This is a genomic window from Brevibacterium sediminis (assembly GCF_013623905.1).
Classification (GTDB): Bacteria; Actinomycetota; Actinomycetes; order Actinomycetales; family Brevibacteriaceae; genus Brevibacterium; species Brevibacterium sediminis.
On record NZ_JABKDD010000005.1, the window covers coordinates 92,872 to 116,132 of the forward strand.

Below are 23,261 nucleotides of genomic sequence, written 5' to 3' on the forward strand. Positions count from 1 at the left end.
CCCGCAGGGAGGTTTTCCCGACCTCGCTCTTGGGATAGCAGGATGGGGCGCAGCCGGTCCTTGTCGATAGCGTCGAAGCATGACTTCGACGGACTTCTCGTACCCTCAGCCCACCGATGATGAGCTCGCGGCACAGCAGCCTCGAGTCCCGACTCCTCCTGCCCAACCCATCTATGCCTCCCCGCGCCCCGACGATCTTGCCGATGCTCATGACTCCGCTGTGGCCCGAGTGGACGGTGCCGCCTCGGCGAAGTCGCCGACGCTGGGCAAGGTGGCCGTGGCGCTCTCGATCGTCGCCATGGTCCTCAGCCTGGCCGCCTCGGTGATCCTGGGCGCCACCGTCGGGCCTTCGGAGGCAGCATCCGGCTATTATTTCACGGACACCCCGGACTGGTATCAGACCCTGGCGACCGTGCTCGTCGGAGTCCAGGGCCTGTGCACCTGCGCGGGAGTCACAGCCATCATCCTGGGCATCACGGCCGCGGTCACCGGGCGGGGGCGAACACCCGGCGTCATCGCCATCGCAGTCGCAGCGATCGCCCCGTTCGTCTCGTTCGGCACCTTCGTCGTCCTCAGCTTCCTCGCCGCCTGAGCCTCCCCCGACTCCGTCGAAGAACGGGCTGAGCGTCGAGAAACGGGTGCGTACATGCGTTTCTCGACACTCAGCCCGTTTTTCGGCGAACTGTCCGAATTCCGAACCGCTTATTGACACCGCCCCTCCCTCGATGCACGATTGAACAAATCGATTTGGCCGCTGTATTTCAGGCCGATCACGATGTGCATCGAGGAGCAGTGCCATGCCCGCAACACCCGATCCGGACCACACCGGCAGTACAGTCGGCAACGACGCCGACGCCGCCGCCGACACAACGCCATCCGCGGACGCTACCACTTCCGGCAAGGCCGTCCACCCCGTCGATCAGCTGCGGCCGATCCGCAATCTCATTCCGTTCGCCATCCAGCACGTACTCGTCATGGTGGCGACCCCGATCTCGTCGGTGTTCCTCATCGCCACCGCACTGGGGCTGGGCGCGCAGACCACCTCGGCGGTGCTGTCGGCGGTCTTCGTCTTCTCCGGTCTCGGGTCGATCCTGCAGTCGGTGGGCGTGCGGAAGATCGGCGTGCGACTGCCGTTCGTCATGCTCCCGGGCGGGGCCGCGACGATCCTGTTCATCACGATCGCGCAGGGCACCGATGTCGAGACCGCGGTCGGAGCAGTGCTGCTCACGGGAGTCTTCTACATCCTCGCGGTGACGCTGTTCGTCAAGGTGCTCAAGTTCTTCCCGCCGCTGGTCATCGGGATCATGGTCATCGTCATCGGCATCAACCTCGTTCAGGTCACCGGCAAACTCATGGTCGGCGAGCCGGACTCACCGGAATTCGGCGACCCGCAGAACCTGCTGCTCGGCCTCATCACCATCCTCATCACCATCGTGTGCTTCCGGTTCTTCCGCGGAATGCTCGGCAAACTCTCTGTGGCCGTCGGCCTCGTCGGCGGCACCATCGTCGGCGCGTTCATGGGCGCCACGGACTTCTCCGGTCAGACCGACGGCCCGCTGTTCGCCGTGCCGACCCTCTTCCCGTTCGGTTCGCCGAAGTTCGATCTCATCGCCGCGATCCCCATGCTGCTGTGGGCGCTCGCATCGATGGCCGAGGCGACCGGACAGACGATCATTAACGGTGAGATCGTCGGCCGGAAGGTCGAACCGCACCGCGCGGTCCCCCGCCTCATCCGCTCCGACGGCATCATCACCATCCTCGGCGGCCTCTTCGGCACCCCGGCGATGGTCACCAGCGGTGAGAACGTCGGAATCGTGCGCGCCTCCGGTGTGCGCAGCCGCTACGTCACCGCGATCGCCGGAATCCTCCTCATCCTCATCGGACTCAGCCCCGTCGCACGCATCCTCAACGGAGTGCCGTCGGCCGTCGTCGGCGGCACCGCCGTGGTCGTCTTCGCAATCATCGCCGTCCTCGGCATCCAGATGCTCGCGAAGATCGATTTCAACCAAACGGGCAACCTCATCACCGCGACCGTGGGCCTGGCCGCGGGCCTCATGCCGGTACTCCTTCCCGGAATGTACTCGAAGCTGCCGCAGACGGCATCGTCACTGCTGGGAAGCGGCGTCGCCATGGCCGCATTCGTCTCGGTGCTGCTCAACCTGCTCTTCCACCACACCGGCAAGCGCAACCGTCACCCGAAGGCCCGGACCCCGATCGCCGATCCGAGCAAGCTCGACCAGAGACCCGCCGACTACCGGATCTGAGGTTCGACGCGGCACCGTACCACTGGCCCGAGAGTCAGGCTCCGTCCTTGCTCCGGTCCGGCGGATGGCCGGCCGTCGATTCCCTGACGACGAGAACCGGACCGGATGAACCCGCCGAGGCGGCCGACCCAGTATCGTCCGCAGCGGCAGGTTTCGCGTCGCCTCCGTCCCGGGCGACGGATTCCGTGCTGCCGTCCAGGACAGCGGTCGCATTCGATGAATGATCACCGTCGAGAACGGTGACGAGCATCTCGACTGCCGCGCCCGAGATCGCCTCGAGCCCGAGGTCGACCGCGGTCAGCGGCGGATGGCTCGTGCGTGCACGCAGACCGTCATAGCGGGTGGCGACGAGCAGGTCCTCGCCGACCGTCCGACCGAATTCCTGAGCGGCCCTCACCGCGCCGGTGGCGAAGGTGTCGATCGGGGCGAACACCGCATCGATGTCCGGGTGCGCGGCCAACAGCTCCTCGGCGGCGGCGAAGGCTCCGTCTTCTCCGGAGGTCTCATCCGCCTCGGCGATCAGCTGTGCGAAACCGCGGGCGACTGCGGTCTCGGCATAGACCTCGCGGGCCGCGATCTGTGCTCCGCGCAGGCTGCGGCTGACCAGCAGCGCCGGCCGCGCGGCTCCCTGGTCGAGGAGATGATTGAGCAGCAACTGAGCAGTCGCCCGGTGGTGGAGGTCGATGCTCCACTTGCTGGCGGCTCCGGTCGAAGCTGTCGATGAACGCGCCGGACCTGCCTCGGCAGCGGCCAGGGCGTCGTCGCCAGCTTTCGAACTCGGTCCGTCGATCGTGACGTAGGGGATGGCACGGTCACGCAGCGCCTCGGCGAGGGGATCATCGACGGTGGGCTCCAGGAGGATCGCACCATCGATGTCGAGCAGATCGACGGGGTCAGCCGCCTCGGTGGGTGGAGCGAGGACGAAGACGTAGCCTTCGAGCAGAGCGGTCCGCGCACATCCCATGGCCAGTTCGGTGAAGAAGCCCAGCTGAGACGGCCCGGCGGACACAGCCGCGGGCATCGAGGACAACAGGGCGAGGGTCTGCGACTTGCCCGAGCGCAGACTGCGGGCACGGGCGCTGGGCCGATAGTTCAGCCGCTCGGCGACCTCTTTGACCTTAGCCCGGGTGGCGGCATTGACCTTGCCCTGACCGCTGAGTGCATGGGACACAGTCGTCCGCGACACTCCTGCCTCACGCGCCACATCGGCGATCGTGACGCGGTGCGCGCGCGGGAAGTCAGACATGGAATCAGCCTACTTCACTGCGTGGCGCCGACGAGGGCACAGCTGCACACGAGGTTCGCTGCCCGAAAATAGGTCGCAACCGGACAATTCTCGCGCTTGAAAGTATCCGATTGCGACCTAGGTTTGCAGCCCAAGATTCCGTTTGCGACCACTCTTCGCCGCACCTGGCACTCGCCGCCCTCACGCCTGAACGATGACGATGATGCCGGAGACGATCGCAAAGCCGAGGACGATATAGCGCAGCACCGGCCCGTCGAGGCGGTGGTGGACATATCGGGAGAGGAACGAACCGACCACGACGAACGGCAGCATCCACGCGGTCGTGACCATCGTGTCCGCCGAGACCTGCCCGCTGAAGGCGAGCACGATGAGGGAGATGATCTCTCCGACGAGGAAGCACACCGCCACCGTCGAGCGCAGCTCCGGGCCGGGACTGTGCTGATAGGCCAGCGCGTAGGGCGGGCCGCCGATGCCCGTCGAGGTCTCCGTGACTCCGGTGACGAGCCCGACCGTCGCGAGCACCGGCTTGTTCGGCGTGAACTTCGGTGCCAGCAGCGCGACGACCGCGGCGATGAGCGTCGACCAGCCGATGAGCAGCGCGAGCTGGTGCAGGTTGACGATGACGAGGATCCACAGACCCGCGAATGTGCCGGCGAACCGACCGACGCTGATCCATTTCACACCGGTCCAGTCGATATTCTCCCGCTCGCGCGCGGCGATGTAGAGATTGAGCGGAATCATCAGCACGAGCAGCATCACCGGAATGAGGCTCGGGTCGATGAACGTCACGACGGGCGCCAGGATCATCGCAAACCCCATCCCTGTCGATCCCTGCACGAACGCAGAGATGAGGACGACCGCGGCGATGATCGCAAAGGCGAGCATCGACATCAGAAGTCATCCCTCGCCGAGGTGGGGCCGCTGTTCCGCGGTGCGTTCGCCGAGGTGGGGCTGCCGTTCCACGGTGCGTTCACCGAGGCGGTCCCACCGTTCCACGGCGTGTTGGCCGGGGCGGTCCCGTGCTCGGCCATCCACCGTGCCCGGTGGTCGGCCGCGTTCGGGTCGATGCGGGTGATCGGGGAGTTCTCCACCACCCGTCGGGAGACGTCTTTCGCACGCTCGAGGAATTCGCGGCCGTCCCAGTCGACGGGCCAACCGTGTTCGAGGCGCAGCATGCCGTCGACGATGACCGCTTCGATCTGGTCGCGGTTGGCCAGGCGGACGAGTTCCCACGGCACATCCCAGGAGGGCACGAATTCCGGAGTGTCGATGTTGAGCACGAGCAGGTCGGCACGGGCACCGGGGGAGATCTCTCCGATCTGACCGCCGAGTCCGACGGCGTCGGCACCGCCGCGCAGGCCCTGTTCGAGCCAGGTCCAGCCTCCGCCGGCAGAGGAGTCGATGACGTCCATTCCGCCGGTGAGTCGCTGCGCGGTCTCGGCGGCGTCGAGGAGGCGGAAGGCATCCGAGCGGGTACCGTCGGTGCCGAGTCCGATGCGCATTCCGAGTTCGTGCATGAGCAGTGCGGGCGCCACGGCATTGCCCTTCCAGGAGCTAGCGACCGGGTTGTAGGCGATTGCGCCGCCGGAGTCACGGAGCAGTCGGATCTCCCGCGGGGTCAGGAGAGTGGCGTGTGCGGCAAGCAGTTCGGGACCCAGCGCACCGAGGCGGGCCAGTCGTTCGAGCGGACGCTCACCGCCGGAGATGAGGGAGCGCTCGACGGCAACGATGTGCTCGTTGAGGTGGGTCTGAAAGGGCACACCGGCTTCCCGGGCAAGGCGTGTGATCGCCACGAGCGCCTCGTCCGACGCCACCTCGGGGATGGACACGGCCAGGGACGGGTGGACCATGGACTCGGCGTCCCACCTGCTCAGATGGCGTTCTGCGGCGGCGACCACCTCGGCGACGGTCGAGGTGCGCACTCCCCCGCCGAGGTCGTTGCAGATGACCCCGAGCACGCAGCGCAGGCCGACCTCGGTGGTGACGTCGGAGATCGCGGAGACGTCGACGCTCGAGCGGGTGCCGGCGTCGGTGACGGTGGTGAAGCCGCCGCGCAGGGATTCCCAGGCGGCCAGGCGGGTGGCGACGTCGATGGCCTCGGCGTCCATGTTCGACTCCATGGGCACCCAGACGCGCTGGAAGATCTCCGAGGGTTCGCCGAAGACGAGGGACTTGCCGAAGGTCTGGGTGAGGTGGTGGTGGGCGTCGATGAAGCCGGGCATGAGCAGGCGTCCGGGCAGATCGATGCGGACAGGTTCGGCGGGCGTCCGGTCGGCACTCGGACTCGGGTCCGCGGGATTCGCGGTGGCACCGGGAATCGGGTCGGCGGCGTTCGCGTCGGTCAGCAGCGATCGGGCCTGGGCGTCCACCTCGGCGAGGGGGCCGACAGCGAGGATCCGGCCGTCGTCTACGAGCACCGCGTGGCCGGTCTGCGCGCCTTCGGGAAGGAGGACCTTCTCCGGGACGAGCAGTGTCGGGGCTTGGTGGAGGCTGCGCAGCTGAGTCATCTGTTCCTTCGGGCTTCGAGGGCAGAACCAAATCGATTTGGCTACGTTCAGTCTACGGTTGTCGGGCGTACCGGGTCAACGATTTTCCGGGGCCGATCGCCGATTAGAATGAGGGGATGACGACCTTGCCGCTCACCTCCGCCTCGGCGGATCATGGGCACCTGCCCTGCGGGTATTTCGAGCGCGGGGAGTGCCGTTCCTGCGCGCTCATCGAAACACACTACGGGCAGCAGATCACCGACAAGGAAGCTTGGTGCCAGGAAATCCTCGCCGAGGCTGCTCCGCGGGTGTGGCTGCCGACCTTCGCCGGTGGGGCCCGGGACTTCAGGAATCGGGCGAAGCTCGCCGTCGGTGGGTCAGCCGGGAATGTCACCTTGGGCATCCTCGATCAGGAGTTCCACGGTGTCGATCTGCGTGACTGCGGGATTCAGGCCCCGGCGATCCGGGCGGTGCTCCCAGTGCTTGCGGACTTCCTCGATGCCACCGGACTCGAGCCTTATGATGTTGCTGCTCGCCGCGGGGAGTTGAAGTTCGTCCATGTCACGGCGGCACCGTCGGGTGAGCTGATGATTCGTTTCGTCGTCCGCACTCAGCATGGGCTGGACGTGCTGCGATCGCGGAAGGGTCGGCTCTTCGAAGTCATCCCCAATGCGTCCGTGGTGTCGGTGAATCTGCTGCCCGAGCACAAGGCCGTGCTCGAGGGCAGCCGCGAAGAGATGCTGCGCGGCGAATCGCTGCGGATGAACCTCGATCGGGTCGATCTCCATCTGCGGCCGCAGTCCTTCTTCCAGACGAATACCACTGTCGCCATCGGGCTCTACAACCAAGTGGCCGAGTGGGTGGACGCTGTCGAGGCTTCGAGCCTGTGGGATCTGTACTGCGGCGTCGGAGGGTTCGCGCTCTACTGCGCTTCCCCTGCGCGACGGGTCACCGGGGTCGAGGTCAGCGAACAGGCGATCGAGTCGGCGAAGGTCAGCGCCGCCGAACTCGGCATCGAAGCTCGGTTCCTCGCCGGCGATGCCACGGAGTTCGCCGAGGAGAACCTGAGCACGGACGAACGGCCGGACTGCGTGATCGTCAATCCGCCTCGGCGGGGGATTGGTGCACGACTGTCGGCAGCGTTGGAGAACTCCGGTGTCGAGCACATCGTCTACTCGAGCTGCAATCCCGTATCGCTGGCAAAGGATCTCGCGCGGATGCCTGCCTATGAGGTGGCTCAGGCGCGGATCTTCGACATGTTCCCGCACACGAAGCACCTCGAGGTCGCGGTCCTCCTCCAGCGGCGGTGAACAACCGCGTGCCCGCGCCGATCGCTCGGGTTACCGCCGACCGCTCGCCTTGACTCAGTCTGCACTCGCCCACCGCTCGACATACCGCCTGGCGCGCGCCGCATAACTCGGTACAGCGACGGTAACTCGAGCGGTCGGCGACGTCGGGCGCTCGCGAAAGCTGTTCCGCTTCGACCCCTGGGGTTGTATGCTCGGTGGCGATGACCGGACAGGCGAACAGCCGCTCACGGATCGGTAACCCGGTCGACAGTTGAGCCGCAGAGGTCACGAGCGCTCTGCTCGCGGCCCTCCCCATGACGAAGCCATTTTCCCAATTGTCAGTTCTCCCTGCCCGAAAACGTTCTCGGGCGATCAGCGAACCACCACTCATTCGAAAAGGACTTCATCATGTCAGCAACCTTCAACCACACCATCATCGCCGCAGCGGATCCGGCCGCCTCGGCGCAGTTCTATGTCGATATCCTCGAGGCCGAACACACCGAATCCTGGGGACCGTTCGCCAACATCATGCTCTCCGACGGAGTCATGCTCCAATTCGCCACTCCCCCACCGGGATATGACATTCTGCCCGTGCACATGGCCTTCCTCTGCACTGACGACCATTTCGACCGAGCCGTTGACCTGCTCAAACAGCGCGGCCTCGATTTCTGGGCAGACCCACAGCGCACTCGCCCGCAGGAGACGAACACCGAACACGGGGGTCGCGGAGTGTATTTCCTCGACCCGTCGGGAATGTATCTCGAGCTCATCACTCGCCCCTACCTCTGACTGCCCCTGACACTCACCGACCGCTCGAGTCAGCGCCCACCGCTCGCCGCATAGCTCGGTCCAGCGACGGCAACATGAGCGGTCGCCGTGACCCAGCAGCGTCAATGCTCCACCGCGAGAAGACTCACACTCTGCCGTTTCTGCCCTCACACATGCGGTGATTCGGCGACGAGCGCATAGACTCGTCAGTCGCACGGCCCCACGAACGACCCAGTTCGCGGGGCCTGTTGTGTAATCTGCCGATCCCGACCGACCCGACGATCGCTCATGCCTGCCGCCGAGGCGGCCACGAGCGCGGAGACCACGATGACGATGCTGAACTCACCCTCCCCCGAACCCGCCAGCAGCACTGCAGGCGGTTCCGACCGCTCCACGGCGTCCACCTCCTCGGGCGGGTCGGACGACCCTCCCCCTGCCCCCGGGGCCGGCCCTGCCGCCGGAACCGGACCCGAGGCAGGGACAGAGTCCGAGGCTGCTCCGGGCACCACACAGATGGCATCCGTCGCGGCCCCACGCTCCAACCGGGTCGGGACAGTCTTCATATGCTCGGTCATCGCCGTCATCGCCTTCATGGTGTGGGCAACGATCGCCCCCGATGCCCTGTCGGACATCATGACGCGGGCGATGACGACGGTGTCCACCGGATTCGGCTGGATCTATCTCGTCGTTCCCTTCGCCGCGATCGCGATGCTCGTGTGGTTCGCAGCCAGCCGCTTCGGTCGCCTCCGCCTCGGCTCATCCGATTCCCGCCCCGAATACCGCACGATCACCTGGCTGGCGATGATCCTCGCTGCCGTGATGGGGATCGGCCTGGTCAGCTACGGAGTGGCCGAGCCGATGTCCCACTTCATGACCCCGCCCCACGGACTGGCGGAACCGGAGACCATGGACGCGGCAATTCGCGCGATGCAGTTCTCCTACCTCGACTGGGGCTTCCAAGCCTGGGCGATTTTCGGCGTCTTCGGACTGGCCATCGGCTATTCCACCCACCGAAAGGGCCGGCCAGCACTCGTGTCCACGATGCTGCGCCCCGTCCTCGGCCGCTTCGTTGACGGCTGGGTCGGCAGCTGCATCGACATCCTCACCATCATCGCCACGCTCTTCGGCACGACGACGTCCCTGGGACTCGGTGCCTCGCAGATCGGCGAAGGCCTCAACACCGTCCTCGGCATCGACTCCACCATCATCGGCCAGATCATCGTCATCACCGTGCTCACCCTCCTCTTCACCGGTTCGGCACTGACCGGAGTGAGCCGCGGCATCAAGTACATCTCCCAGATCACGCTGACCATGGCGACCCTGCTCGGGCTCTTCGTCTTCATCACCGGACCCAGCGGTTTCGTCTCCAACCTGTTCGTCCGCTCCATCGGCGCCTTCGCCGGAGACTTCGTCGAGCTCAGCTTCATGACCCCGACCAGTGCCGAGGACAGCGAATGGATGCTCGGCTGGACTTATTTCATGATGGCGTGGTGGCTGTCCTGGAGCGCCTTCGTCGGCATCTTCCTGGCCAAGATCTCGAAGGGCCGCACCATCCGGGAGTTCGTCGCCGGCGTCCTGCTCGTGCCCAGCGCCGTGTTCTTCATCTGGTTCACCGTCATGGGCGGTTCGGCGATCAAGTTCGACATCGATGGGGCCAGGATCGGTGAGGCCACTCAGAACAACCTCGACACCGCTTTCTTCAGCCTCCTCGACCAGCTGCCGCTGTCCATGCTCGCTTCGGTCTTCACGATCGTCATGGTCATCCTGTTCTTCGTCTCCTCCGCGGACTCGAACACCTTCGTCCTCAGCTCGCTGTCCTCACAGGGATCCTTCGCGCCCCGGCGTCCGGTGATCGCGACCTGGGGGTTCCTCACCGGCGGCTGCGCGGTGGTCCTGCTCCTCGTGGGCGGACTGCAGGCCCTGCAGCAGGCGGCGATGCTCTCGGCGGTGCCGTTCACCGTCATCGTGGTCGTCCTCGGCATCGCCCTGATAAAGGAACTGCGCAGCGATCACCAGATCGTCGAGGAGGTCGCGCGCGAGCGACGAGTGCTCGGACTCTGACGCTCGATCCGATCACACCGACCGCTCACGTTACCGTCCACCGCTCACCGCATAACTCAGTACAGCGACGGCAACGCGAGCGGTCGGCGAGGATTGTCAGCTCCGGCAGCCCAAGGAGGTGGCGTGACCAGAACTGAGCACCGTCACCGCAGCTTGGCGGTCACCTCGGCGGCGGCAGCCTTGACCCGGTCGACCACAGGACCGGTGTCCTCGGGCAGGGTCTCGGTGACGAAGGAGAGGCCGATTGCCGCGATCGGGCGACCCAGCACATCGAACACCGGTGCCGCGAGCGTCGAGATCCCCGGCGTGACTTCGCCGTGTTCGATCGCGCTGCCGGTCCGTCGTTCCTGGGCGAGCACGGCGTTGAGCGCCTTCACCGAGGTCGGGCCCTTGCCCGTGCGCGTGACGAACTCGGTTTCGGACTGCAGCATCGCCAGCACCTCGGACTTCGGCAGCTGGGCGAGGATCGCCCGGCCGGTCGCCGTGAGGTAGCTCGGCATGCGCACCCCGGTGGCGGTGATGACCGCGACGGATTTGAGCGACTGCTCCTTGAGCACGTACTCCGTCTCCCAGCCGCGGATGACCGCCAGCTGCGCGGTCGTAGCGGTATCCTCGGCGAGCTGACGGACGATCGGCTGCGCCAACCGCTGCAGGGGATTCGTCCGCAGGTAGGACGCCCCGAGCTCGTGCACACCGGCTCCGAGCACATACCCGGATTCGGTGCGCGCCACGAGCCCGAGCTCCTCGAGCACGGCGAGGATGTCATATGCGCTCGACCGCGGAATCTCCAGCGACCTGACCAGAGCACCGGCCGTGATCGACCGATTCGACGAGGCCATATGCCGCAGGATCGCGATCGCCCGCCGCAGTGCCGGAACCTCAGCCACGACTCAGCCCTCCATCTCCAAGACCGCGAAGGCCCGAGAGTAGAGCTCGGCGATTTCGCCGAGTTCGGTGTGCACTCCGTCGCGCACGCGGACTTGGCCGCCGCTGACGGTCAGATGCACGTCGCTCGAGCTGGCCGTGAGGATGATCTGCTCGTCCAGGGAGCCCATGGTGCGCATGCTGTCGGTGCGCAGAGCCAAGAAGTCGCAGGCCTTCCCGACCTCGAGCGCGCCGACGGGAAGGTCGAGGCTGCGTGCCCCGCCCTCGGTGAGTGCGGTGATGAGCTCGGCCGGGGAGAACCGTCCGCGCTGACCCGACCGCAGCCGCTCCCCCGCCTCGAGCCCCTGGGTCTCGCGCAGGGCGTCGAGGACGACGTGTTGGTCGGAGCCGAGGGAGATCACCGCTCCGGCGTCGGCGAGTTCACGGGCCGGTCCGATGCCGTCGGCGAGGTCCGCCTCGGTGCAGGGGCACATGACGATCGTCGATCGGGGTCCGCCGAGGATCGCGATGTCCTCCTCGCTCAGGTGGGTGGCGTGGACGGCCGAGAGCCGGTCGTCGACGACGCCCGAGCGGGCGAGCACCTCGGTCGGGCTGGCTCCGTAAGCCGCTTGTGAGGCGTCATTTTCGGCCGGCTGCTCGGACAGGTGCACGTGCACGGGGCCGGACAGTTCGGCGAAGCGAGGCAGGTTTGCGGCTGGGACCGCGCGGATCGAATGGATCGCCGCACCCACGTGAACGAAGCTCTCACCTGGAGCCTTGACGGGGAACTCGTCGGAAAACGTGTCGATCAGGTCGGTGTGCCGGTCCATGTATCCGTCGATCGTGCCGTCGCCGAACCGGGCCTGTTCGGCCGAGAGCTCGGAGTCGATGGCGCCGGTGAGGTAGCAGGTGTCGAGCAGTCGGATGCGGATCCCCGCCGAGGCGGCCGCTCGTGCCAGCGCTCGTTCCATCGCGTGGGCGCGCCGTTCGTCATCGTCGTTCGCGTCGCTCGCGTCCCCGCGGGGACGTTCGGTGTGTTCGTCCGCCTCGGCGACCGGATCCGCCGCGTCCCCGCGGGGACGATCGGCGCCGTAGGGTGTTCCGTCCTGAGCGTGGTGGACGTAGTGGAACTCCCCCACCGAGGTGTAGCCGCCGGCGAGCATCTCTGCGAAGACAGCGCGGGCCACGGTCTCGTAGGACTGGGGGTCGAGTTTCGCGGCGACGGAGTACATGACTTCCCGCCAGGTCCAGAAGGTGCCGCCGTCGCCGTGGGTGCGACCGCGCAGCATCCGGTGGAAGGCATGCGAGTGCGCGTTGACTCCACCGGGCAGGACAAACCCGTGCACCGCCTCGGCGTCGGAGGGGGCGGCGTCGATTCCGGTCTCGACCGCGGTGAGCGTTCCGGTGTCATCGGCGCTCAGCAGCACCCCGTGGGCGACGGCTCCGTCAACCCATGCGGATTCGCACCAGTAACGGGTGCTCATCGTGCACCTCCTGCCGTTGGGCCTCCGGTACTGCTGTCGGCAAGGGCGTGTTCGATGCCGAGTTCGCGGGCGAGAACCTTGACGAGCGCGTCGACTCCGGCCCTCTGGTCGTCGACCTCGCAGGCCTCTTCGGGAGCGTGGGAGACACCGGTCGGGTTGCGGACGTAGAGCATCGCCGCCGGCACATGGGGTGCGAGGATTCCGGCATCATGTCCGGCGCCCGAGGGCAGCAGCGGAGCGTCCGGCAGCACCGAGGTCAAGCGCGAGTTGAGGTCGGCGGTGAAGTGGGTCGTCGGCGAGTAGGACTCCTGCGAGACGGTCACCTCGACACCGGAATCGGCGCCGTGGTCCTTCGCACGTCGGCTGATCGCTTCGAGCACCTGTTTGACGACGGCATCGTCAGGATGGCGGATGTCGAGCCAGAAGCTCATGGTCGAAGCAATGACGTTCGTCCCGCCCGGATGGATGAGGGTACGGCCCACGGTCGCCACGGCGCTCGCGTCAGTGGCGGCCGCTAGGGTCGGGATATCCCCGATCACACGGGAGGCCGCGACCACCGGGTCGGCGCGATGACTCATCGGAGTCGTGCCGGCATGGTTGCCCTGACCGGAGAAGGCGAAGTGCCAGCGCCCGTGACCGATGATCGAGGAGCCGATGGCGACGGCCTGATCGGTGTTGATCAGACCGACGCCCTGTTCGACATGGAGTTCGATGAAGGAACCGATTCCGGCCAGCCGAGACTGGTCACGCCCGATCCGATCCGGGTCGAGGCCATAGCCACGGGCGACGTCGGCGAAGGTGTCACCGGCGGCGTCCTTGAGGCCGAGCGCGCGGTCAACGTCGATGGCGCCGGTGAGCAGCCGCGAGCCGAGGCAGGCGACACCGAAGCGTGAGCCTTCCTCTTCGGGGAACACGGCTAGCGCAAGAGGCCGGGTGGACTGGTCGAGTGCGCCGGAGGTCTTGAGCACGTCGAATGCCGCCAGCGCCGAGGCGACGCCGAGGGGGCCGTCGAACTCGCCGCCGCCGGGCACGGAGTCGAGGTGGGAACCGGTGACGACGGCGTTCGCACCCTGCGGGGTGGCCCATGCCCACGTGATTCCGTTGGCGTCGATCTCTGTGTCGAGGCCGCGGCGGTCCGCCTCGGCGAGGAACCACTCACGCAGCTCCCGTTCGGTGGCCGAGAATCCGGGCCGCTGGTAGCCCGGCCCGCGGGTGTCGCGGCCGGTGTCCTCGATCTGGCTCAGCAGCGAGACGACATCGCTCATTGTCAGTTCACTCCGTTCGAAATCGGTCGGGTCCGGTGATGTGTCGGAGCCGTGGTCAGCCTGCCCTGGCATCAGGGGCCCGACGGTCGGGTCCGGTGCGGACGAGCCGCGGGGCGGGACGGACCACACGCAGGTTCCGCCCCGGCCCGGCGTCAGTCCTGGTGGGTGGTGGCTGCGGAGATGCCCGAAGCCTCGGCGGCGGCTTCGAGGTTGCCCAGCGCAGTGAACTCGGGATCGTTGACGGCCGGTCCGCCGTCTTCCGGTTGCCAGGTTCCGGCAGCAGCGGTGACGGTGTGGGTCAGCGGTGCGACCGACTCGGCGGCGGCGGCGAGCGAGCCGTCCTTGACCTTCGCAATGGTCTCGGCGAGTTCGGGCGAGAGGAACCGGTCGGGTCCGGGCCCCGGCACCGTCTCACGGATCGCCGCGATCACGGCTCCGGTCACCGGTGCCGGTGCGGCGTCGCGCATATCGCAGGCTCGGGAGGCGGCATAGAGTTCGATGCCGACGACGGAGGCGAGGTTGTCGACGACCTTACGCAGCTTGCGTGCGGCCGACCACCCCATGGACACGTGGTCTTCCTGCATGGCCGAGGACGGGATCGAGTCGACCGAGGCCGGAGTGGCGCCGCGTTTGGCCTCGGAGACCATGGCCGCCTGCGTGTAGTGGGCGATCATCAGGCCGGAGTCGACGCCGGCGTCATCGGCGAGGAACGGGGTGAGGTTCTGGTTGCGGGCGACATCCATCATCCGGTCGGTGCGGCGTTCGGACATCGAGGCGACGTCGGCGGCGACGATGGCCAGGAAGTCCAAGGCATGGGCCAGCGGTGCACCGTGGAAGTTGCCGTTCGAGGACACCATTCCATTGGTGAGCACGACGGGGTTGTCGATGGCGGCCCGCAGTTCGCGTTCGGCCACCTGGGTGGCGAAGGCGACGGCGTCGCGGGCGGCGCCGTTGACCTGCGGGGCGCAGCGCATCGAGTACGCGTCCTGGACGAGGTGGGTGGAGTCGCGGTGGCTAGCAGTGATGCCGGAGTCGGCGAGCGCGGCGAGCATGTTCGCGGCCGAGGCGGCCTGGCCGTCGTGCGGGCGCAGCGCGTAGTGGAGTTCAGGGGCGAAGACGGCGTCGGTGCCGAAGAGTCCTTCAATGCTCATGGCCGCGGACACATCGACGGCGGTGAGCAGGTTCTCCAGGTCGGTCAGGGCCATGATGAGCATGCCGAGCATGCCGTCGGTGCCGTTGACGAGCGCCAGGCCTTCCTTCTCGGCCAGGGTGACCGGGGTGATTCCGGCCTTCGCGAGGATCTCATCGGCGGGCCCTGCCACTCCGTCGGGTCCTTCGGCCACGCCTTCGCCCATGACGACGAGGGCGCATGCCGACAGTGGTGCGAGGTCACCGGAGCAGCCGAGTGAGCCGTACTCGTGGACGACCGGGGTGATTCCGGCGTTGAGCAGGTCTACGTAGGTCTGGAGGACTTCGGCGCGGACGCCGGCCCGACCGGTGGCCAGGGTCCGGGCGCGCAGCAGCATGAGGGCGCGCACGACTTCGCGTTCGACGGGTTCGCCGACGCCGGCGGCGTGGGAGCGGATGAGGGATTTCTGCAGTTGGGTGCGCAGTTCCGCGGGGATGTGACGCTGGGCGAGCGCACCGAATCCGGTCGAGACTCCGTAGACGGGCTTCTCCGCCTGAGCGAGGGCGTCGATGGCCTCGCGGTACTTGTTCACCCGGGCCAGGGTGGCATCGGACAGGGAAACCTTCGCGTCGCGGCGGGCGACGTCGACCACCTCGGCGAAGGTCAGCGTATCGGGGTCGAGATCGATGAATGTGGTCATCGTGTGCCTTTCTGTGAGTGCGTCAGTGTGATGTCTGAGTCGTGGGTGAAGTTCTCATACGTCGACGCCGAGGTGGTTCCTCGCCGTCGACGCACCGTGCTGATGGGTAGGTGGTTCAGTCGCGGGGTCGATTGTCGACGATGAGCTCACCGCCGGAGTAGACGCGTTCGACCAGCTGCACACCGGGCCGGTAAGCCAGGTGCCGGTAGCTGGGTGCGTCGAGGATGGCCAGGTCGGCGCGGGCCCCCACTCCGAGGTGGCCGACGTCGGTGCGCTGCAGGGCGTTGGCCCCGCCGGCTGTCGCTGCCCACACCGCTTGCTCGACGGTGAAGTGCATGTCCCGGACGCCGATGGCGATGACGAACGGCATGCTGTTAGAGAACCCTGACCCGGGATTGCAGTCGCTGGCGATCGCCAGCGATACTCCCGCGTCGGCGTAGCGGCGGGCGTCGGGGTAGGGCTGGCGGGTGGAGAATTCGATGCTCGGCAACAGGGTGACGACGGTGCCCGCCTCGGCGAGGACGGCGAGGTCCTCATCGGAAGCGAAGGTCGCATGGTCGACCGACACGCAGCCGAGTTCCGCGCCGAGCTTGAGCGCCCCGCCCTCGGTGAGCTGATTGGCGTGCAGCCGCGGCTTCATTCCGACGGTCTTGCCGGCTTCGATGATCCGCCGGGTCTGGACCTCGGTGAAGGCACCGGTTTCGCAGAACACGTCGATCCACTTCGCTTTGCCTTCGGCCGCCGGGATGATCTCGTCGATAACGAGGTCGACGTAGCGTTCCGGCTCGTCCTTGAACTCCGGCGGGACGACGTGCGCGGCGATGAGGGTCGATTCCTCGGTGTGCCGGTTGATGATGTCGAGGGCCTGGATCTCGTCGGGCACGGTCAGCCCGTAACCGGACTTGATCTCGAACGTCGTCGTTCCCTGCCGCTTCGCCTGCTCGAGCAGGTGGACGAGGTTGGCCTCGAGTTCGGATTCCGTGGCTGCGCGGGTGGCGGCCACGGTGGTGGCGATGCCCCCGGCCGAGTACTTCTGTCCGGCCATCCGGGCCGCGAATTCCTCGGACCGATCACCGGCGAAGATGAGGTGGTTGTGGCTGTCGACGAAGCCGGGGATGACGGCTTTGCCACCGAGGTCGATCGTCTCGAGTCCGCCGAGGTCATTCGCCGAGGTGACTTCCCCGTTTGCGATGTCATCGTCGTTCAGGCCTTTTCCGACGCTCTCACCGAGGCGGCTCGACACCGCCGTGTCCGCCTCAGCGGACGGTCCCGACCAGATGATCCGACCGTCGTCGATGAGCAGCGCGGCATCGGTGATGATGCCCAGCTCGCCGAGGGTGTCGAGGTCGTTGACGACGAGTTCGCTGATGCCGGTGATGAGCTGCATGGCGAGTCGGGCCTTTCCGATCGAGAATGATTCCCTCTCAGTATGGACCGCTCGGTGGCGGGGCAGAACCTCTCCCGCAGATATTTGTCCGATATTTCGGACGGCCGAGTGATGGGGGTCTGGTGAACCCGCCCGCCGGCTCGGTCGGGAACTCCCCGCGGCCCAGAAAAAGGTGAGTAGCCCAAGTTTGAAACCGGGCTACTCACCTTTTTCTGAGCTATTCAGCGACCGCGCCGTCGACGCAACGCCGCTGACTGCTTACTGTGCGGCGGATTCCTCGTCGCGCTTGTCGAGCTCGGGGATCATCGGCACGCGCTGACCGCGCTCTTCGGCCACCTCGGAGGCGCGATCGTAACCGGCGTCGACGTGGCGGATGACGCCCATGCCCGGGTCGTTCGTGAGCAGGCGTGCCAGCTTCTTCGCGGCCAGCTCGGTGCCGTCGGCCACGGAGACCTGTCCGGCGTGGATGGAGCGGCCGATGCCGACGCCACCGCCGTGGTGGATCGACACCCAGGTCGCACCCGAAGAGGTGTTGACCAGGGCGTTGAGCAGCGGCCAGTCGGCAACGGCGTCCGTACCGTCGAGCATGGATTCGGTTTCGCGGTAGGGGCTGGCGACGGAACCGGAGTCGAGGTGGTCACGGCCGATGACGATCGGGGCCGAGATCTTGCCTTCCGCGACGAGCTGGTTGAACAGCAGACCGGCCTGGTGGCGTTCCTTGTAGCCGAGCCAGCAGATGCGTGCCGGCAAGCCTTCGAACTCGACGTATTCATTGGCGGCGTCGAGCCAGGTGTGGAGGTGTTCGTTCTCGGGGAAGAGCTCCTTGAGAGCCTGATCGGTGACCTCGATGTCCTTCGGGTCGCCGGACAGCGCGACCCAGCGGAAGGGTCCGAGGCCTTCGCAGAAGAGGGGGCGGATATAGGCGGGGACGAAACCGGGGAATTCGAAGGCACGGTCATAGCCGGCCTTGCGGGCTTCGTCGCGGATCGAGTTGCCGTAATCGAAGACCTCGGCGCCGCGGTCCTGGAATTCGACCATGGCCTTCACATGCTTGGCCATGGACTCCTCGGCGCGAATGGTGAACTTCTCGGCATCCTGCTCGGCCTCTTCGTGCCAGTCGTCGACGCTCACGCCCACCGGCAGGTAGGACAGCGGGTCGTGGGCCGAGGTCTGGTCGGTGACGATGTCGACTTCAGCAGCCTCGGGGCGATCGAGGATGAGCGGGAGGATCTCGGCGGCGTTGCCGACGAGTCCGACGGACAGGGCCTGCTTGTTCTTCTTCGCTTCGATGACCTTGGCCAGTGCGGTGTCGAGGTCGGTTTCGACTTCGTCGAGGTAGCGCTTGCCCTTGCGGCGATCGAGGCGGGTCTTGTCGACGTCGATGATGAGGCAGGCGCCGCCGTTGAGGGTCACGGACAGCGGCTGGGCTCCGCCCATTCCGCCGCAGCCGGCGGTGATGGTCAGGGTTCCGGCGAGGGTGCCGTCGAAGCGCTTGCGGGCGATGGCGCCGAAGGTCTCGTAGGTGCCCTGGAGGATGCCCTGGGTGGCGATGTAGATCCAGGACCCGGCGGTCATCTGGCCGTACATCATGAGGCCTTCGGCCTCGAGTTCGCGGAAGTGCTCCCAGTTGGCCCAGTCGCCGACGAGGTTGGAGTTCGCAATAAGCACGCGCGGGGCCCATTCATGGGTGCGCATGACACCGACGGGCTTGCCCGACTGGATGAGCAGGGTCTCGTCGTCCTCGAGGTCATCGAGGGTGCGCACGATCGCATCGTAGGCTTCCCAGGAGCGGGCGGCGCGACCGGTGCCGCCGTAGACGACGAGGTCCTCGGGACGTTCGGCGACCTCGGGGTCGAGGTTGTTCATGAGCATGCGCTTGGGTGCTTCGGTCTGCCAGGACTTCGCGGTGATCTCGGTTCCGCGGTCGGCACGGATGACGCGGGACGGGTCGTGCTGGGTGAACGACGGCTTGGTGGTCATGGGATTCTCCTTGTCGCTGTGTCCGACGAGGCGGATGCTTGGCTGCCGCTTCGCCGTCGCGCCGAGGTGTGGACTCCCCTGCGCTGTCGGCTCTGACTACACCATCCATTCTGACGACTGGAGCAGAATGCGGAAGTGGCCCGCATCAAGTTCCGTCCGACATTTCGGACACAGATGAATCGACGCCGGGTTCGCCGTTCCCCGAGACTCACGCAGCACTGGTCGGTTCCACGCGCCACCCACACAGATTTCCCACCGAGGCAGCCCCGGCAGTTTCGTTCAGATCCTCGCCGACTCCTCGACAGCCGCGTACACCCGACCGTCGACCTCCGCGCCATACTGCCTTTCGCCATCTTCCTCGCCGGAAACCTCTGCCACCCGCTGCACCGGCGAGATCCGGTAGCTGGCCGGAGTCCGGGCGAGCTTGATCGGCGAGGCCACCCCGCGGTAGCCGTCGCCCATCTCCACGACCATCTCCCGGTGCGCGGTATGCGGATGCTCGACCACCTCGGCGGCGTCGAGGATCGGACCGGCGGGCACGCCGATGCTCATGAGCTCCTCGGACAGCGCCTCTGCCGACGTGGAGACCATGAGCGCTTCGAGTTCGACCCGCAGCGCATCACTGTTGCCCAGACGCGCGGCATTGTCGACGAATCGCGGGTCCCGGGCGAGCCCAGGAGCACCGAGGTGGTCGACGAGCTTAGCGAACTGCGCGTCGTTTCCGGCGGTGATGAACACCTGCCCGGCCCCGGTCGCGAACGCCGAATACGGGGCGATGTTCGGATGGTCGTTGCCGGACAGCTTCGGCACGGCCCCACCGCCGAAGAAGTTCGGCAGGTGCGGATGCATGACGGAGATTCCGCAGTCGAAGAGCGTCGTCTCGACCCGCTGACCGCGTCCGCTGGTCACCCGTTCCTGCAGCGCCATGAGCACGCCGATGGCCGCGTTGAGCCCGGTGACCATGTCGACGGCGGGCATGCCGATGCGCATCGGCCCGGTCGACTCATCCCCGTTGACCGACATCAGTCCCGACATCGCCTGGATGATCGCGTCGTATCCGGGCCGCCCACCCAGCGGACCGTCATCGCCGAAGCCGGTGATGGACGCGTGCACGAGGTGCGGGTAGCGGTCCGGAATGTCCGACACCGGGTCAAGCCCCCACTTCGCCAGGGTCCCGGTCTTGAAATTCTCGACGAGCACATCGGCCCCGGCCAGCAGCCCGTGCAGCGCCTCCTGTCCCTCCTCGGTGCGCAGGTCGAGGGTGATCATCCGCTTGTTCCGGTTGATCCCGGCGAAGTAGCTCGACACTTCCGGCGCCACGAACGGCGGCCCCCAGCTGCGCGTATCATCGCCGGCCGGAGGTTCGACCTTGATGACCTCGGCACCGTGATCGGCCAGGATCTGCGTGCAATAGGGCCCGCCGAGGATGCGCGAGAGATCGATGACCGTGATCCCGGCGAGTGCTCCCGCGCTCACTGCCCGCTCCCTCCGGAACGCGCAGTTCCATCCTCGGCGGACTGAGCTGCTCCACCTTCGCCGAGGATCTCCTCGACAGCCGCGAACGCTTCGTCCCGGCCCATACCGACACCGTCGATGAGGGCGTCGAGTAAGGCGTCGTCTTCGACGACCGGGACGAGCGGGTTCTGCGGCATCAGCTTGTGGCGCAGTACCAGTGCGGCGATGACGATGCGCGACCAGTCGCCGCGGCTGTCTCCGATCCGCGCGCCTTCCGAGGCCATGATGGACGCGCACACGAGGTTGTAGGTCGCGGTCGCGAGCTGACGCACCCGTGCCTGCTCAACACCTTCGGGCGTGGACTCGAGCGCGTGCAGCAGCGTCGAGCTCAGCGATTGGATCTGGCTGCGGAACGTGGCCGGGAGGTCGGCCGCCTCGGCGATGAGCGTCTCCAGGTGCAGGAACAGCGGTTTGAGTGTGCCCGCCCGGTGGGCGGCGCGGATGACGTCGAGGGCGACGATGTTCGAGGTGCCTTCCCAGATCGATCCGAGCTGGGAATCGCGGAAGACGCGGGCGTCGCCGTATTCCTCGATGTAGCCGACTCCGCCGCGGATCTCCATCGCGTCCGCGGTGACCTTGCGGGCGTCGCGGGTGGCGCGGAACTTGATGAGCGGGGTGAGGATGCGCAGAACCGAGGCGGCTTCGGCGTCACCGGCATCGGCCCGGGCGAAGACGTCCGCCGTGTGCAGGGAGATCGACAGCGCCTGTTCCGTGGTCGTCATGATCTTCGCGAGCTGGCGACGCTGCAGGGGCAGCTTGCTCAACGTCGAACCGAAGGCTTCGCGATTGCGGCAGATGAACTTCGACTCACCGAAGGCCCGCCGCATGAGGCCGGCCGCGCGCACGGCATTGGACAGGCGGGAGGAGTTGACCATATCGGCCATCTGCACGAATCCGCGTCCGATATCGCCGACGAGGTAGGCCGTCGCTCCCTGCAGGCTCATCTCGCCGCTGGGCATCGATCGGGTACCGAGCTTGTCCTTGAGGCGGACGATGCGCATGGAGTTCGGCGAACCGTCCTCAAGAGTGCGCGGTAAGAGGAAGAGTCCGATGCCTTTGATTCCGGGCCGTGCACCCTCGGGGCGGGCGAGGACCATGGCGAGTTCGGCGTCGGCGTTCGAGCAGAACCACTTCTCACCGGTCAGCGCCCAGGTGCCGTCGCCGTTGTCGACGGCCGTGGTCGTCGCCCGGCCGACGTCGGAGCCGGCGTCCTGTTCGGTCATGAACATCGCGCCCTGGGTCAGGGTGTCGACATCGGTGCTCGTCAGTCCGCCGATGAAGCGCTCGACGAGTTCGGGTGAACCGTACTTGCGCAGGGTGCGGGTGAGCGAGTCGGTCATGTTCACCGGGCACAGCAGCCCGAATTCCGCCTGCGTGAACAGGTAGACGAGGAGGTATTTGACGATCGGCGGCATCGGTTCGTCCCAATCGAGGACACCCGGCCGGTGGCTCATTGCGGCCAGTCCGAGTTCGCCGAAGGCGACTTCCTGCAGGCGCCGGTAGGCCGGATGGATCTCGATCGACTGCTGATCGGCACCGTTGCGGGTGCGGTGCTTGAGCACCGGAGGGTTGACGTCGGCATCGTGAGCGAGGTCGTCGAGCTCTCCGCCGAGGCGGGGCCCGAGGTCCTCGAACACCGGCCGGAGGTGCGCGAGCAGCTTCTCGTCGAGGTAGAGCGGCAGGAGGTCCTTCAGCGACCGGTCGTCGGCGAAGCGGTCGATGCCGTAGCTGTCCGGAACGGGGGTCATGGTCGTATCGGGCGACGAAGCAGTCTCACGCAAGATAATCTCCTTTGATGGTTTCTTCGACCGTATGCCCGAGAACCTGGGACTGACAAAGACATTTCTCTTATCCCTGATAATCTTCGGTTATGGCTGAACCGAGTCTCAAGCGCCTCCAGTACTTCATCGCCTTGGCAGAGCACGGCAAGTTCCAGCTCGCCGCCGACGCGGTGAACATCTCACAGCCGGCGCTGAGCGCCGAACTCAAGAGACTCGAGGACTTCGTCGGCAAACCGCTGTTCCACCGCAGTCCCGTGACGAAGCTGACCGCCGCCGGAGAGGCGCTGCTGCCCTATGCGAAGTCCGCCGTCGGAGCCGCCCACCGTTTCAACGAATATGCGGCGGCCGTGAACACGGGGGCGCCGACGTCGATCTCGATCGGCACAGTGGCCACCTTCCTCCATCGCGGCCTGCCGCAGACGATCACGGACTTCTCCGCAGCGCACCCGGACATCCTCGTCACCACCGAGGAGGCCACCTCGGCGGCGCAGTCGGACATGCTGCTCGGCCACAACATCGACATCGCCTGCGGACACATGCCCCTCCAACATCCCGGCGTCGTCTGCACTCCGGCTGCCCGGGAATCGTTCTGGCTGTGCGCTCCAGCGGGCTCACCGATCACCACCATCGCCGAGGCGGTCGATTCCCCGTTCGTCATCTTCCGCAAGAGCGCGTCCCCGATCTATCACGACACCGTCGTCGGCATCTGCCGCACGCACGGCTTCGAACCGCAGATCCACCATCGGACAGCCAGCTGGTCGGCCGCCGTCGAGATGGTCGCCCACGGACTCGGCGTCTCGCTTGTCCCCTCACCGGTGGCCCGCAGCTACCACGGCGATGAGCGACTGATCTTCACTCGGGTCGGCACTCGCCCGAATGCCCCGCAGGCGTGGATCACCGTCCGCCGGGAGGATCAGTCGACACTCATCGGCGACCTCGCCCTCGACCTCGTCATCGCCTCGGAATCACTCGCCGACCCGGTCGCCGACTGAGGAACCGAGCCTCGCCGCACGGACACTCCGGCCCGGCTGGAACCGGGCGG

The 23,261-nt window shown here is 66.7% G+C and carries 17 protein-coding genes; 6 read left to right on the plus strand and 11 right to left on the minus strand.

Annotated elements, in window-relative coordinates:
* Positions 1-79 precede the first annotated feature (79 nt).
* Together HK108_RS09355 and HK108_RS09360 are read left to right on the plus strand one after the other, a co-directional pair.
* A complete protein-coding gene (locus tag HK108_RS09355; protein ID WP_181271302.1) occupies positions 80-592 on the plus strand; it encodes a hypothetical protein in 513 nt (170 codons plus the stop codon).
* A 205-nt stretch (positions 593-797) separates the two neighbouring features.
* Positions 798-2,264, plus strand: a complete 1,467-nt coding sequence (locus HK108_RS09360) for a uracil-xanthine permease family protein (protein WP_181271303.1) — start codon at positions 798-800, stop codon at positions 2,262-2,264.
* 34 nt (positions 2,265-2,298) lie between these two features.
* Here HK108_RS09360 and HK108_RS09365 read toward each other — a convergent pair whose 3' ends face one another.
* The 3 genes from HK108_RS09365 to HK108_RS09375 all read right to left on the minus strand — a co-directional run bounded on the left by HK108_RS09365 (position 2,299) and on the right by HK108_RS09375 (position 6,017).
* Positions 2,299-3,510, minus strand: a complete 1,212-nt coding sequence (locus HK108_RS09365; RefSeq protein ID WP_181271304.1) for a LacI family DNA-binding transcriptional regulator — start codon at positions 3,508-3,510, stop codon at positions 2,299-2,301.
* 180 nt (positions 3,511-3,690) lie between these two features.
* Positions 3,691-4,401, minus strand: a complete 711-nt coding sequence (locus tag HK108_RS09370; protein WP_181271305.1) for a sulfite exporter TauE/SafE family protein — start codon at positions 4,399-4,401, stop codon at positions 3,691-3,693.
* Positions 4,401-6,017, minus strand: a complete 1,617-nt coding sequence (locus HK108_RS09375) for an amidohydrolase family protein (protein WP_181271306.1) — start codon at positions 6,015-6,017, stop codon at positions 4,401-4,403. Before HK108_RS09375 ends, HK108_RS09370 begins: the two co-directional genes overlap by 1 nt.
* A gap of 116 nt (positions 6,018-6,133) precedes the next feature.
* On the opposite strand from HK108_RS09375, the gene HK108_RS09380 reads away from it, so the two are divergent.
* The 3 genes from HK108_RS09380 (at position 6,134) to HK108_RS09390 (ending at position 10,114) form a co-directional block, all read left to right on the plus strand.
* Positions 6,134-7,306, plus strand: coding sequence for a methyltransferase domain-containing protein (locus HK108_RS09380; RefSeq protein ID WP_181271307.1), 1,173 nt, complete (start codon positions 6,134-6,136; stop codon positions 7,304-7,306).
* 387 nt (positions 7,307-7,693) lie between these two features.
* Complete coding sequence (locus HK108_RS09385; protein ID WP_181271308.1) at positions 7,694-8,074, plus strand: VOC family protein; 381 nt, start codon at positions 7,694-7,696, stop codon at positions 8,072-8,074.
* Between the two features lie 267 nt (positions 8,075-8,341).
* A complete protein-coding gene (locus HK108_RS09390) occupies positions 8,342-10,114 on the plus strand; it encodes a BCCT family transporter (RefSeq protein ID WP_229664047.1) in 1,773 nt (590 codons plus the stop codon).
* Positions 10,115-10,257: 143 nt separating this feature from the next.
* Here the strand turns inward: HK108_RS09390 and HK108_RS09395 are convergent, their stop codons facing one another.
* The 8 genes from HK108_RS09395 to HK108_RS09430 form a co-directional block, all read right to left on the minus strand.
* Positions 10,258-11,001: an IclR family transcriptional regulator gene (locus HK108_RS09395; protein WP_139469441.1), complete on the minus strand. Its 744-nt coding sequence runs from the start codon at positions 10,999-11,001 to the stop codon at positions 10,258-10,260.
* Positions 11,002-11,004: 3 nt separating this feature from the next.
* Positions 11,005-12,462, minus strand: a complete 1,458-nt coding sequence (locus HK108_RS09400) for an amidohydrolase family protein (RefSeq protein WP_181271309.1) — start codon at positions 12,460-12,462, stop codon at positions 11,005-11,007.
* Positions 12,459-13,727 carry an allantoate amidohydrolase gene (locus HK108_RS09405; protein ID WP_181271310.1) on the minus strand — a complete coding sequence of 423 codons (1,269 nt, stop codon included), beginning with the start codon at positions 13,725-13,727 and terminating at the stop codon, positions 12,459-12,461. The genes HK108_RS09400 and HK108_RS09405 overlap by 4 nt, the downstream gene beginning before the upstream one ends.
* Positions 13,728-13,879: 152 nt before the next feature.
* Positions 13,880-15,556, minus strand: a complete 1,677-nt coding sequence (gene hutH / locus HK108_RS09410; RefSeq protein ID WP_181271311.1) for a histidine ammonia-lyase — start codon at positions 15,554-15,556, stop codon at positions 13,880-13,882.
* 115 nt (positions 15,557-15,671) lie between these two features.
* On the minus strand, positions 15,672-16,943 hold the full coding sequence (gene hutI / locus HK108_RS09415; protein WP_181271312.1) for an imidazolonepropionase: 1,272 nt from the start codon (positions 16,941-16,943) through the stop codon (positions 15,672-15,674).
* A 258-nt stretch (positions 16,944-17,201) separates the two neighbouring features.
* Complete coding sequence (hutU, locus tag HK108_RS09420) at positions 17,202-18,923, minus strand: urocanate hydratase (protein WP_181271313.1); 1,722 nt, start codon at positions 18,921-18,923, stop codon at positions 17,202-17,204.
* Between the two features lie 279 nt (positions 18,924-19,202).
* The gene (locus HK108_RS09425; RefSeq protein ID WP_181271314.1) at positions 19,203-20,399 is read right to left on the minus strand and encodes a CaiB/BaiF CoA transferase family protein; all 1,197 of its coding nucleotides are present in this window, start codon (positions 20,397-20,399) and stop codon (positions 19,203-19,205) included.
* Positions 20,396-22,219: an acyl-CoA dehydrogenase family protein gene (locus HK108_RS09430; protein ID WP_229664048.1), complete on the minus strand. Its 1,824-nt coding sequence runs from the start codon at positions 22,217-22,219 to the stop codon at positions 20,396-20,398. The genes HK108_RS09425 and HK108_RS09430 overlap by 4 nt, the downstream gene beginning before the upstream one ends.
* Positions 22,220-22,308: 89 nt before the next feature.
* Between HK108_RS09430 and HK108_RS09435 the strand changes: the two genes are divergently transcribed.
* On the plus strand, positions 22,309-23,211 hold the full coding sequence (locus tag HK108_RS09435; RefSeq protein WP_139469448.1) for a LysR family transcriptional regulator: 903 nt from the start codon (positions 22,309-22,311) through the stop codon (positions 23,209-23,211).
* Positions 23,212-23,261: the final 50 nt, after the last annotated feature.

Coding starts and splice junctions, on each gene's coding strand:
- HK108_RS09355 (WP_181271302.1), top strand. CDS start 80: ATGACTTCGACGGACTTCTCGTACCCTCAGCCCACCGATGATGAGCTC.
- HK108_RS09360 (WP_181271303.1), top strand. CDS start 798: ATGCCCGCAACACCCGATCCGGACCACACCGGCAGTACAGTCGGCAAC.
- HK108_RS09365 (WP_181271304.1), bottom strand. CDS start 3,510: ATGTCTGACTTCCCGCGCGCGCACCGCGTCACGATCGCCGATGTGGCG.
- HK108_RS09370 (WP_181271305.1), bottom strand. CDS start 4,401: ATGTCGATGCTCGCCTTTGCGATCATCGCCGCGGTCGTCCTCATCTCT.
- HK108_RS09375 (WP_181271306.1), bottom strand. CDS start 6,017: ATGACTCAGCTGCGCAGCCTCCACCAAGCCCCGACACTGCTCGTCCCG.
- HK108_RS09380 (WP_181271307.1), top strand. CDS start 6,134: ATGACGACCTTGCCGCTCACCTCCGCCTCGGCGGATCATGGGCACCTG.
- HK108_RS09385 (WP_181271308.1), top strand. CDS start 7,694: ATGTCAGCAACCTTCAACCACACCATCATCGCCGCAGCGGATCCGGCC.
- HK108_RS09390 (WP_229664047.1), top strand. CDS start 8,342: ATGCCTGCCGCCGAGGCGGCCACGAGCGCGGAGACCACGATGACGATG.
- HK108_RS09400 (WP_181271309.1), bottom strand. CDS start 12,462: ATGAGCACCCGTTACTGGTGCGAATCCGCATGGGTTGACGGAGCCGTC.
- HK108_RS09405 (WP_181271310.1), bottom strand. CDS start 13,727: ATGAGCGATGTCGTCTCGCTGCTGAGCCAGATCGAGGACACCGGCCGC.
- hutH (WP_181271311.1), bottom strand. CDS start 15,556: ATGACCACATTCATCGATCTCGACCCCGATACGCTGACCTTCGCCGAG.
- hutI (WP_181271312.1), bottom strand. CDS start 16,943: ATGCAGCTCATCACCGGCATCAGCGAACTCGTCGTCAACGACCTCGAC.
- hutU (WP_181271313.1), bottom strand. CDS start 18,923: ATGACCACCAAGCCGTCGTTCACCCAGCACGACCCGTCCCGCGTCATC.
- HK108_RS09435 (WP_139469448.1), top strand. CDS start 22,309: ATGGCTGAACCGAGTCTCAAGCGCCTCCAGTACTTCATCGCCTTGGCA.